The organism is Acinetobacter sp. ANC 3929, assembly GCF_000369405.1.
In the GTDB taxonomy this organism is placed as follows: domain Bacteria; phylum Pseudomonadota; class Gammaproteobacteria; order Pseudomonadales; family Moraxellaceae; genus Acinetobacter.
On sequence record NZ_KB849998.1, the window covers coordinates 600,904 to 613,689 of the forward strand.

General features: G+C 39.8%; 10 protein-coding genes. 5 read left to right on the top strand and 5 right to left on the bottom strand.

Features of this window, described 5'->3' with window-relative positions; translation table 11 throughout:
- Positions 1-91 precede the first annotated feature (91 nt).
- Positions 92-2,923: an excinuclease ABC subunit UvrA gene (gene uvrA / locus F909_RS13455; RefSeq protein ID WP_005147591.1), complete on the top strand. Its 2,832-nt coding sequence runs from the start codon at positions 92-94 to the stop codon at positions 2,921-2,923.
- 103 nt (positions 2,924-3,026) lie between these two features.
- Here uvrA and F909_RS13450 read toward each other — a convergent pair whose 3' ends face one another.
- Complete coding sequence (locus F909_RS13450; protein WP_005147594.1) at positions 3,027-3,404, bottom strand: hypothetical protein; 378 nt, start codon at positions 3,402-3,404, stop codon at positions 3,027-3,029.
- A gap of 112 nt (positions 3,405-3,516) precedes the next feature.
- On the opposite strand from F909_RS13450, the gene F909_RS13445 reads away from it, so the two are divergent.
- Positions 3,517-4,428 (top strand): LysR family transcriptional regulator, encoded by a 912-nt coding sequence (locus F909_RS13445; protein WP_005147595.1) that lies wholly within the window; start codon positions 3,517-3,519, stop codon positions 4,426-4,428.
- Positions 4,429-4,518: 90 nt separating this feature from the next.
- Here the strand turns inward: F909_RS13445 and F909_RS13440 are convergent, their stop codons facing one another.
- Positions 4,519-6,240, bottom strand: coding sequence for a GGDEF domain-containing protein (locus F909_RS13440; protein WP_005147596.1), 1,722 nt, complete (start codon positions 6,238-6,240; stop codon positions 4,519-4,521).
- 533 nt (positions 6,241-6,773) lie between these two features.
- On the bottom strand, positions 6,774-7,610 hold the full coding sequence (locus F909_RS13435) for an OXA-286 family carbapenem-hydrolyzing class D beta-lactamase OXA-293 (protein WP_032877719.1): 837 nt from the start codon (positions 7,608-7,610) through the stop codon (positions 6,774-6,776).
- A 728-nt stretch (positions 7,611-8,338) separates the two neighbouring features.
- Between F909_RS13435 and omp33-36 the strand changes: the two genes are divergently transcribed.
- Entirely contained in the window at positions 8,339-9,238 is a 900-nt protein-coding gene (gene omp33-36 / locus F909_RS13430) for a porin Omp33-36 (RefSeq protein WP_265596698.1), read from the top strand.
- A gap of 121 nt (positions 9,239-9,359) precedes the next feature.
- Here the strand turns inward: omp33-36 and F909_RS13425 are convergent, their stop codons facing one another.
- Positions 9,360-10,010, bottom strand: coding sequence for a response regulator (locus F909_RS13425; protein ID WP_004657203.1), 651 nt, complete (start codon positions 10,008-10,010; stop codon positions 9,360-9,362).
- A gap of 349 nt (positions 10,011-10,359) precedes the next feature.
- Here F909_RS13425 and msuE point away from each other — a divergent pair, with 349 nt between their 5' ends.
- Both msuE and sfnG read left to right on the top strand, forming a co-directional pair.
- Positions 10,360-11,100: an FMN reductase gene (gene msuE / locus F909_RS13420; protein WP_005147600.1), complete on the top strand. Its 741-nt coding sequence runs from the start codon at positions 10,360-10,362 to the stop codon at positions 11,098-11,100.
- 27 nt (positions 11,101-11,127) lie between these two features.
- Positions 11,128-12,234, top strand: a complete 1,107-nt coding sequence (gene sfnG / locus F909_RS13415; protein ID WP_005147605.1) for a dimethylsulfone monooxygenase SfnG — start codon at positions 11,128-11,130, stop codon at positions 12,232-12,234.
- 76 nt (positions 12,235-12,310) lie between these two features.
- On the opposite strand, the gene F909_RS13410 is transcribed toward sfnG, so the two are convergent.
- A complete protein-coding gene (locus F909_RS13410; RefSeq protein WP_004659927.1) occupies positions 12,311-12,724 on the bottom strand; it encodes an Lrp/AsnC family transcriptional regulator in 414 nt (137 codons plus the stop codon).
- Positions 12,725-12,786: the final 62 nt, after the last annotated feature.

Genomic DNA, 12,786 nt, shown 5'->3' on the forward strand with positions numbered 1-12,786 from the left:
ATTTGTCGTTTTAATTATTTTTATACCACTTGAACGATTTTAAATCGCTATCATATACATGTTTTCATATTCAGCTTATTGAGATGTATTTATGAGTCAAAGTCATATCCGTATTCGAGGCGCACGTACTCATAATTTAAAAAATGTGTCACTCGATATCCCACGTGACAAGTTTGTGGTGATTACGGGACTTTCTGGCTCAGGAAAATCATCCTTGGCCTTTGATACCTTGTATGCCGAAGGCCAGCGCCGTTATGTCGAATCACTGTCGGCTTATGCGCGCCAATTCCTGTCACAAATGGAAAAACCGGAAGTTGATTCGATTGAAGGCTTATCGCCTGCAATTGCGATTGAACAAAAATCAACAAGCCACAACCCACGTTCAACCGTCGGTACCATTACTGAAATTTATGACTATTTGCGTTTACTCTACGCACGCGTCGGTACGCCCTATTGTCCTGAGCACGATCTACCGATGGTGGCACAAACCATCTCAGAAATGGTCGATGCAGTAAAAGGACTTGAAGAAGGCACAGCCTTGATGTTGCTTGCGCCTGTGGTGCGTGAACGTAAAGGTGAATACACCCAATTATTTGAACAGTTACAAGGTCAAGGTTTTGTTCGTGCCCGTGTCGATGGTGAAATCATTGATATCGATACACCACCTGAGCTGGATAAAAAGAAAAAACATACCATTGAAGTGGTCGTCGATCGCTTTAAAGTGCGTGATGATCTCGGCAACCGTATTGCAGAATCATTTGAAACTGCATTACGTTTAGGCGGTGATATTGCAGTTTTATCATGGATGAATGGCGAACATCCTGAACGCGTGTTCTCGGCAAAACATTCTTGCCCTGAGTGTGACCGTGCCGTGGCTGAACTTGAACCCCGTCTGTTCTCATTCAACAACCCATTTGGTGCCTGCCCGGTTTGTGATGGTCTGGGCACGCGCAGCCATTTCAGTTCAGATAAACTGATTCCAAATCCTGAGGTTTCGATCAGCCAAGGTGCGATTCGTGGTTGGGATAGACAACGTCCGTATTACTACACCATGCTGCAAAAAGTCGCGGATCATTTCAATATCGATCTCGATCAGCCATGGAATACACTGGATAAAGACACGCAGAAAAAATTCTTGCAAGGCACAGGCAAAGAGAAAATCGACCTCAGCTATATTGATGAGCGTGGTCGTAAGCACAGTCGTGTGCAAGCTTTTGAAGGGATTTTGCCGCATTTAGAACGTCGCTATCGTGAGACTGAATCAAATTATGTGCGTGATGATCTGGCGCAATACCTGTCGAATGCAGCGTGTGATGCTTGCGGTGGTTCACGTTTGAATGAAATTTCTCGTCATGTTCGTGTCAAAGACAAAACCATTGCCCAAATCACCAAAATGTCGATTGGTGATGCTGAAAACTATTATCAAGACCTGAATCTTGAAGGCGCTAAAGGTGAAATCGCCGATAAAATCTTTAAAGAGATTCGTGAACGTTTACACTTTCTGGTCAGTGTTGGCCTGAACTATCTGAGTCTGGCACGTTCAGCTGAAACCCTTTCTGGCGGTGAAGCGCAACGTATCCGTCTGGCTTCACAGATTGGTGCAGGCTTAATGGGCGTGATGTATGTACTGGATGAACCCTCGATTGGTCTACATCAACGTGATAATGACCGCTTGTTACAAACCCTGATTCGCTTACGTGATTTGGGTAATACTGTACTCGTGGTTGAGCATGATGAAGATGCCATCCGTGCTGCTGACCATATTATTGATATCGGACCAGGCGCGGGTATTCATGGCGGTGCTGTGATTGCCGAAGGAACATATGAAGAATTAGCAAATCATGCTGACTCACTCACAGGTCAATATCTGTCAGGCAAATTGAAGATTGAAGTGCCGAAACAGCGCACCCAATCTCCTCGTCCAGATGAAGTCATCAAATTGTCTGGGGCAAGCGGACATAACTTACAGAACGTTGATCTGACGATTCCATTAGGTATCATGACCTGTGTGACTGGGGTATCTGGTTCAGGTAAATCAACCCTGATTAACCGTACTTTATTGCCTTTGGCTGCGACTCAACTGAATGGCGCAACCACACTGACTGCTGAAAAGTTTGACTCGATTGATGGCTTACAGCATTTAGATAAAGTAGTTGATATTGATCAGAGCCCTATTGGTCGTACACCACGTTCGAATCCTGCAACTTATACAGGTTTATTCACACCAATTCGTGAGCTATTTGCACAAACACCTGAAGCCAAAGCGCGTGGTTACAGCGCAGGCCGTTTCTCGTTTAACGTGAAAGGTGGACGCTGTGAAGCGTGTGAAGGCGATGGCATGATTAAGGTCGCGATGCACTTCCTGCCAGATATGTATGTGCCTTGTGATGCTTGTCATGGCAAGCGTTATAACCGTGAAACTTTAGAAGTCGGTTATAAAGGCAAAAACATTTCTGATGTCTTGGAAATGACGGTGGAAGATGCCGCTGAGTTCTTTAGTGCTATTCCTGTGATTCATCGTCGTTTAGATACTTTAACTCAAGTCGGGCTTGGCTATATTCGTTTAGGACAAGCAGCAACAACGCTTTCTGGCGGCGAAGCGCAACGAGTGAAACTGGCACGTGAGTTGGCAAAACGCGATACAGGTCGAACTTTATATATCTTGGATGAACCGACCACAGGTCTGCATTTCCATGATATTGCCAAGTTACTCGATATTTTGTATGAGCTACGCAATAAAGGGAATACCATTGTAGTGATTGAGCATAATCTTGATGTGATTAAAACCGCTGACTGGGTGATCGACTTAGGTCCTGAGGGTGGTTCGGGTGGTGGTCAAATCATTGCTGAAGGAACCCCTGAGCAAGTGGTGAAATCTAAAATTTCACATACAGCGAAGTTCTTAAAACCGTTGTTGAAATAAAAGATCACGTTCTAAACGAACTAATTAACATTGCATCAAATGACTCTATCTGTATGAGCCTTAAAGAAACCGAGTCAAACTCGGTTTCCTCTTTAGCTTGATTTTATGCAGGCGTGTCCTGAAGTTTATGTACAATTCCTGAATGAGGAAAAACAACATCATCCGATTGATAAATATGAAATTCAAAATCAGCAACCGCTTTCAGACGATCAAATTTAGCCTCAAAAACCTTATCCCCAAAGAATTTTTTGACATCATCTTTGGATGAAATCGCTTCAATATTGACAACCGTTTTGCCATCAAGGCTTTTAGCTAAATTGCTCCATAAAAATCCCTCTTTAAACGATGCATAATGCACAATTTCCTGAATAATTTTAAAAGCTTGCTCCTGTTTCTCTGGGTGAGCATGTATAACATTCACCACAAAAACAGTAGGTGTAGGTTCTGATTGGAACTGGGTAGATGTAAGAATATGACTCATTTTTCTAACCTTATTCAAAATTAAGTAAAGAACAAAGTTTAGATTCACTTGGAATATTGAAAAATAGGTTAAGATTCTAAAGAATGCGGAAAAATATTCCAGAATAAAAATTATGGATCGTTTTAGTTCTTTAAATGTCTTTATTCAAGTTGCTGAGTTCCGAAGCTTTACGCTGGTGGGACAAAAACTAGGTTTGTCTGCATCTGCTATTGGAAAAATTATTGCGAAACTTGAAAAGAAATTAAATGTCCGGTTGTTCCACCGCTCTACACGAAGCATTCAACTTACACCTGAAGGCGCGCTCTTCCTTAAACGATGCCGTCAAATATTGGCCGAAGTTGAAGAAGCAGAATTGGAATTATCACAGATTAATCATGTACCTCAAGGACGGCTTAGGGTCAGTTTACCTTTAGTTGGAATGTTAATGATGCCAACCCTCACTCAGTTCATACAAGCGTGGCCAGCCATCAATTTAGATCTTGATTTTTCCGATCATCTCGTTGATGTAATCGAGGAAGGGTTTGATGTTGTGATTCGTACAGGTGCATTGACTGACTCACGCTTAATGGCAAAGGTATTAGGCACTTATCACTATCAAATGGTGGGCTCACCTGCTTATTTTGTTGAGCATGGTATACCACAGGCTTTAGATGAGCTCGCAACAAGACATTGCTTACGACATCGTTATCCAAGTACAGGTAAAATCGAGGCTTGGCCCTTACAAGAACACGGTAAACCCTACATCATAAATTTACCTGTCTCCACTGTGGCCAATAACATTGAATCTATTATTTACATGGTTGAGCAAGGGTTAGGCATTGCTTGTTTGCCTGATTTTGCCATTAAGGATCAGATACAATCTGGTCGGCTTATCAGTATCATGCATGACAAGATCATCCATGCTGGGCATTTCAACATTGTGTGGCCATCAAATCGCTACCTTTCGCCCAAAACCAGAGTATTTATTGACTTTATGCAGCAATATTTATTTCCTGATTGCCAAAAACACGACTCATTTAATTAAATAAAAATATTTAGTTAGTGCGTTTTTAACTAAACATGCCGTCATAAAAGGTCATTCTTAATTGCTTAGATTTATTCAATCACGGGCAATTTAATATTCCACTACATTCTTCCCTTTTGCCTTAGCTTTGAGCAACGACTGATCCGCTTTTTCTAACAGTTCTAACCAACTATTTGCACCAATCGCCACACCGATACTCACCGAAACCTGAATCGACTCAGACACGTTCGAAAGCACAATCTTTTGATTTAAAATTCCCGAACGGATACCTTCTGCCACCACTTTTGCAGCCCCCATTTGAATATCTTCAATCACCACCAAAAACTCGTCACCGCCATAACGTACGATTAAATCAGATGTTCTAACGTTGAGCCTCAACTGATCTGCAATCATGGTAATCACCTGATCACCCACGATATGCCCATATTGATCATTTACAAACTTAAAATTATCAATATCAATTGCAATCACACACGTCTGTGACAACGACTCAGGCTTAGATTCAAGAATCTGAATATATTCATCCAAGGCCAAACGATTGGCAACACCAGTCAATACATCAGAATTTGCAATCTGCTTCAACTGCAACTCCATCGCATCGCGCTGCTTCAACATTCCTTTTAATTTATCAATCGCTTCAAACAGTGAGACAAACTCTTCCTTATTATTTTTACCTGAAGGGAATTCATCCGAGGTTTCTGATAAACGTAAAATCATATCACGAGCATGAATCAGAGGGCTAAATACCTTGCGCTTGGCATAAATCATGGTGAAAATTGCAATCAATAAAGACAGGCTAGAGATAATTAAAGTAAAGATGAACTGTCGCTTTGCGAATTTATTTTCATTCACTGCAACCCGAATACTGTAATCCAGAATATAGTTTTGCAAGTCCATTACTGGAGTAAATTTCCCCACCATTCGTTCTGTCAATTGTGTCCCAGACAGAAAGTACGCTTTATTATTTTTACTTTCATCCAATAGACGTGCAATGATCGGTAATCCTTTATCTAAAAATTCCGTTTTAACGCGACGATATAAGTCTACATATTCGAGTGTCTTCGACTGTTCAGGCTGGATCGTATCAATCAACTCCCAAAGATAGATCGCTTGATGCTGTGTTTGTAACGATCTTGCCCGATTTTCATCTGAAATTTTTTCACCAAAGGTCACAGGTGCCATGATATTAGACGCAACTCGCCCTGCTTGATCACGCATATCGGTGAGCACCAAAATCGAGGTAAAGTAATTCGACATCTTGCTGTTCTTACTATTCGAACGCACCAATAACCAAGTTAAAAACTCGCGGCTTTCATCCCAAACACTAAACATCGATAAAATCGCATGATCATATTGCTTGGAGGTTCGCTCAGCATGCGGCGTACTGGCATATGCATCAACAATGGCTCGAGCTGCAGCTAATTTAACTTTTAAATCTGTTTCCAACTCATAAGCGATTAGCCTAAAACCATGTTGTTTTAAAACTTCAATAGTATTATCAATTTCAGTATCAACAATCTTTCGATACTCGAATAATTCTTTTTGATTTTCCAATAATACATCTGGCTGACTTGACATCACTTTATTGGAAGGTGCCCGTTCTCTGGAGATTTTATTGGCTGTTTTGACTAATGTACGGAGGCAGGTAATTTCAGTGAGTGTTTGTTCTGATTTTATATACTCTTGATAACTATTAATAATTAAAGGAATAGAGAGATAAAAAATCGAAAATATAATGACTATCATGCAAAAAAAGAGGCGACGGCTAATCTGCTCAGAACGTAATTTTGAGCTTTTTAATTTACGCCCCATTCACACACCTTGCTCGTTTCAAAAATAGTCTCGATTGCTTTTTAAACAGATAATAATTTTACCTGAATTCTAAATAACACTACCACGATTAAGCCGAGTTTTTTGCTTACATTAATTTCAATGACTTATATTCAGTGAACTTTCACCTAATAAATAACAAGGGTCTTTATTTATTGAGAATCATTATTAATTAAGTCCAAACAGATGATTAATTACAATTTATTTTTAACTCTTAAATATATTCAATAAAAATCATAAAGATAAAATAATATCAGAGAATATTTAACTTCAATTTCAGTGTTAAAAACATATATTTTTAGTTAGATTGGGTTGATTAATCATCGAAAAAAACTATTCAAAGAATAAAAATTATCAATTTCACAAATTACTTTCTAAAGCACATAATTTAATCACAGCAAGATTTTAGAGTTTAAAAACAGAAACCCTCAGGATGTTTTCTCCCCAAATTGTAAACATCCTTTTCTACCCAGCTTTCCCCAAAGCTGGGTCTTTTTTGAGATTTTAGAAAGAATCTAATTCACCAATAAATCAAGTTGCTGCAAAGCTTGATAAACAATCGCCTTACGTGTCTCTGCATGCTCAGGTTGACTCATTTCCATATTTAATGAAAATGCGGTGATCTTGCCATTTGCTTGTTCTATCCAACCCGTCCACCATCCAACTTGCGGACTAACATCCATACCCCAACCACTTTTAGCGTATATCTTGGCCCCCTGAACTTCATCAAGCAATAACATGCCTTTCACTTGTTGCTGAGTTGACTGATCAAATGGCAGCTTTTGCTTCGCCAATGCGTAGGCAAAGCGTACTTCTTCCACAGGAGTAATTTTTAATGGGCCAACTAACCAGAAATTATCGACCTGTGTCCCAACATTGTTATTGCCATAACCCACTCGCTTAATTTCTTGGGTCATCAGTTCTAGGCCAATACGTCGTGCCAGCTCTTGATACACAGGCACAGCTGATGCCTGCATCGCCTCCGCTAGTGTGAGGTCTTTTTCCCAACTACTGAATGCGCGTTTCCGTCCATCCCATTTAAAGATTTCATTTGGCGTGGTTTTATGATGCTGTATGCCAATTAACGCATTCAGCATTTTAAAAGTTGAGGCTGGGATATAACGATGCTCTGCGCGACTGGTGTCATTGCCATATTTTTGAATTTTCTTTCCATCATAAATGACCAAAACACCGCTAGTTTGAGCATTTTGGAATAAGCTCGCAATCTGCTGCTGTTCACTTTTCTGTGTCATTATTTGCTGCTTTTGTTGACTAAAGCTCTGGCAAGCCATCAAGGGTAATCCCAGCACCAATGAAATGGATAAAGTGAGAATTTTTAGTTTCGCCGACATGAGAATAAAAGTGGAAAAGTAAAATAAACAGCCACTATAAGTCTTTTATTACATGTCTTCTGTAGTGTTATTTCATCTAAAACCGAGAAAAAAGATAAAAAAAAGCTCGACCTTGGGGAAAGCCGAGCTAGTAAAACAGTGATGTTAAAAACATCAAAATACTTCAAAGAAAATGTTACGAGACACTTAAATGCAAATTAGATATCTCTTGCTTTGTATTATGTGAATTAATTCTCACAAAGTAAAGTTGATTAAATAGATCGGGTTTATTATTACAATCGTTTTTGCTAATTGATCATTAAAAGTGCGATTTTTACATGATTTTTAGTTTATATTGACTGAGAATGAATACCATAATTTTGCAAAGTCTATCGCAGAAAAATTACATAATATTATTTTAACTCACACTTTTGGACTCGTATTTATGACAAAAATAAGAACTCAATAAACGAAAAAAACGATTAATATAATTGAATAAACCAATTAAAATGTTTAGCAATGCTATTCTTCTAAGCCCCCTTATCTCATTAAAAAATAAACATATCTATTTGTTAGATATATACTTTATAAAACGTTGACATGATTTTTTTCAAGTGTTCGTTTTTCATACACTACCTGTTCAGCTTTTGTTCGTTTATCGGAAGCCCAAATTTATTACATTGACTTCATACTTTGTTACAATACAATGGCTCCAACTTTACTCTTTAATTGTTTTAAAGCTGGAAATCATTATGAAAAAACTCGGTTTAGCCACTGCTTTAGTTTTAGCCATGACCGGTGCTCACGCATACCAAGTAGAAGTTCAAGGTCAATCTGAATTTGTAGACACAACTGCAAATGACAAAGACTTCACTGGTGCTGCTCAAGGTACTTACTACTTCAAAAATGTAGACTCTTCTAAAGGTCCATTAGCTGAAGCTGCATTCTTAAACCAAGCATCTAATGTTTCTGTAGCTTATAGCTTTGCAGAATTAAGCGGTGACGAAATTGCAACTGTTAAGAACAACTCTTTCGGTGCAAAAGGTGAAGCTTACCTTCCAACTCCTTACTTACCTGTGTATACAAGTGCTGCATACAGCCACTCACAGACTAAGTCTGAAGGTAAAAAAGACAATGGTGACCGTTTCGCATTAGAAGTCGGTACTATGCTTACTCCTAACTTCTTGGTTGCTGTTGGTTATACTAACATTGCTGATCAATTTGCTTTAGATGCAAACAGCGTACTTTCAAATGGTATCGCTAAATCAGTAGCTCAAGCTAAAATCATTGGTCAAGACCAAGATGCGATCACTGCACGTACTAAATACGTAGGTAACATCGATGGTACAAACATGGCTGTAGGCTTCGAAGCTGGTCTTGTTTACGGTGATAACCAAGCATACGAATTAAAAACTGACGTATATGTAACTCCTAAGTTAAGCGTTGGCGCTTCTTATGCTGAAGCAAATTACAGCTCAAACCCAGCAAATAAAGACAACTTCTCTGCAATCAATTCTGCTTGGGGTGCGAACGTAAACTACTTCATCACTCCAGCGATTGCTGTAGGCGCAACTTATGTTAACGCAAATGCGAAACATGAAAGCACTGATACGCAAACTGTTGGCTTAAACGCGAAGTTCCGTTTCTAATATTGGATTGATGTTCTACATAGAACACTAAATTCATAATAAAAAACCAGTTCTTATGAACTGGTTTTTTATTTTCTAAATCTAAATAAAGCAAGAAATTGGATTTCTTACTTTAAATCTCTTACATCTTTTTATCTTCAATATTTAAAGCACTAATCGCCAACACCGCTTGGGTTCGATTTTGTACACCTAGCTTACGGAAAATCGCGGTGACATGTGCTTTGATGGTAGCTTCGGAAACTTCTAATTCATAAGCAATTTGTTTATTCAATAAACCTTCTGCCACCATCATCAAGACACGGAACTGTTGTGGGGTCAGTGATTGTAAACGTTCAGCTAAAGCCGTTTCATCTGCCGCACGAGGATCAAAGCCTGCATGGGTTGGTAAGTTTGGCGGTAACCAAATTTCACCTTCTAATACATGCTTAATCGCTTCCCCAATATGACTTGGATGGGAAGATTTCGGAATATAGCCCATTGCACCATGCGCAATCGCACGCTGAATAATTGAAACTTCTTCGTGTGCCGAAACCACAATAATGGGAATCGCAGGATATTGGGCCCTGACATAGACTAGGGCGGAGAAACCAGAAGCACCTGGTAGATTTAAATCCAAGAGGACCAAATCAGGTTCTGCACCATGTTCTAAACGTGCATAAAATTCATCTACATCTGCAGTCTCTTGGATCTGCGCCTGAGGCAAACTATAACGAACCGCTTGAATCAAAGCATGTCTAAATAAAGGATGGTCGTCTACAATTAAAATATTCATAAGCGCTTAAGCTATCTGCAAGTACGTCACTGTACGATGTTTATTTAAATTCAATCCGCTTAAGCCTATTTTCAATTCAAGGCTAGGTCAAGCACAAGACATGATTTATTTCCTTTTCCCGCAAAATAAATCAAATATTGATATAACTCCATTAAAATTTTCTGTGAATAAAATAGATTCAAAAATCTTGAATAGAAACAGAAAATTAACTGCCTAAACTTTGATATTTATTGTGATTTACAGATATATCTTTAAAAAAGATAAGCTTGCAGCATTTCCTTATTTTACAGCTTGGCATGCGGTGTAGATAAATAAATAGCAATTTGAAATGATCTTTTAGGCCGTTATTATGTCCAATCACAATAGTATCTCAACTCCCCTTAATATTGTTGCAGTATCTGGTGGCTTAAATAGCCCATCAAAAACAGAAAGTTTAGTCCAGGCGATTCTGGATGAGCTTTCAGAAGCAATTAATATTAAAGTACACTTCGTCAAACTCAGTGAAATCGGGCCTCTATTGGGGGGTGCGATTTATCGTAATCAACTGCCACAACGCGTACAAGATGATTTGGCTGCTGTTGAAGCCGCAGATGCATTGATTGTTGGAACACCTGTTTATCGTGCTTCATTTACAGGCTTATTTAAGCATTTCTTCGACTTTGTTGAACAAACTGCTTTGGTTGACGTACCTGTCTTACTCGCCGCTTCAGGTGGTAGTGATCGCCATGCTTTGGTTCTCGAACATCAGTTACGCCCACTATTCAGCTTTTTCCAAGCACAGACTTTACCAATTGGCGTCTACGCAACAGATCGTGATTTCACGCCTGAATATACGGTTAAAAGCGAGCAATTGTCTGATCGCGTCACCTTGGCTGTAGCGCGTGCCTTACCAATTCTGGAATGGGCACCTGCCAAAGGTCAACGTGCAGCAGCCATCAAAAACAAAACCGAGCAGGCCAATCAAAATCTTGGCATAAACAAACAGATTGAACAAGCTGAAGTATTACCATCAGCAGCGGTGCCCAACCTAGATGCAGCTGAATCTCGCTTACACCCGAAGTCAGCCAAGAATTTAACCCACGTCGCATAAACCATATCTTTTATGGAGGATACAACGATGACAATAACAGCATCAGCAATTAAATTTGCCTACTGGGTTCCTAATGTGAGTGGCGGTCTCGTTGTAAGCAACATTGAACAACGTACTGACTGGAGCTACGACTATAATGTACGCCTAGCACAAGCAGCAGAAAAAAGTGGCTTTGAATATGCCCTCACACAGATCCGCTTTACCGCTGGCTACGGCGCAGAGAACCAACATGAATCAGTGAGTTTTAGTCATGCTTTACTGGCAAAGACCGAAAAACTCAAGGTAATTGCAGCAATCTTACCTGGCCCTTGGAAGCCTGTGCTTGCAGCCAAACAGCTTGCAACCATTGACTATCTCACCCAAGGGCGTATTGCGATTAATGTGGTCAGTGGCTGGTTCCGTGGCGAATTTGACGCTATTGGCGAACCTTGGCCTGAGCATGATGAACGTTATGTTCGCTCAGAAGAATTTATCCGTACTCTGAAAGGTATCTGGACCACTGACAATTACAGCTTTGAGGGTAAGTATTACCAGTTCCAGAATTACACGCTTAAACCGAAACCGCTGCAAAAACCATATATTGAGGTGTTTCAGGGTGGAAGTTCACGTGCAGCACGTGATATGGCTGCACGTGTATCGGACTGGTATTTTACCAATGGCAACAGTGTCGAAGAAATTAAAAAACAGGTCGATGATGTTCGCGGCAAGGCCAAGTTAGCCAACCGAGACGTCAAAATAGGTGTTAATGCCTTTATCATCGCGCGTGATACTGAGGAAGAAGCCAAAGCCGTACTGAATGACATCATTGCACAAGCCAATGTCGAAGCCGTGAATGCCTTTGGTGATGCGACCCGTGAAGCAGGTGCGGCAGCACCTGAACGCGAAGGTAACTGGGCAAAATCGACCTTTGATGATCTGGTTCAATACAATGATGGCTTTAAGACCAATTTGATTGGTACACCGCAACAAATTGCAGAACGGATTGTGGCCTTAAAGAATGTTGGCGTTGATCTGATTCTTTCAGGCTTTCTACATTTTATTGAAGAAGTAGAATATTTTGGCGAAAAAGTACTTCCACTGGTTCGTCAGCTCGAACAACAACAGGAAATTCAACTGGAGGCAAAATCAGCATAAGCTTGGCATTAAATAAGAAGAAAAATAAAAGCGATTGAATATTTCTTCCCCAAGGCTCGGCTTGGGGATTTTTAATTTAAGCAGTCTCAATTTCTCGCATGACCGTTTCAACCGAATATCGGCACCACTGCGATAGTTGCTCAATAAACTCATTTAATTGTGATGGATTAAAATGACTGACAATCATATAGCAAGCATTCCCGAGAATTTTAAAACATTCATCCACCTGCTCGTATTGTTTAACCAGTAATTCAACTTCGATAAAAGCTTGCTGATCATTCATAAACAGTTGAATAAACTGCTTATGTTCGTACTTGATCGCAACGGTGTAATTTTTGATGATTCCTGCATCCATCAATTGAGCAATACGTGCTCCAACAGCTTGCCCAGTACGATGCACTCGCTGCCCTATTTCTTTATGGCTTAAACGCGAATCTTGTTTGAGAAGTTCAATAATTTTTAAGTCGATGGGATCAAGTTCAATATTCATTTTTCATTACGAAAGAAAACCAGCAACAATGCTTTCATCTGAATATAGCGGATTTTTCACGC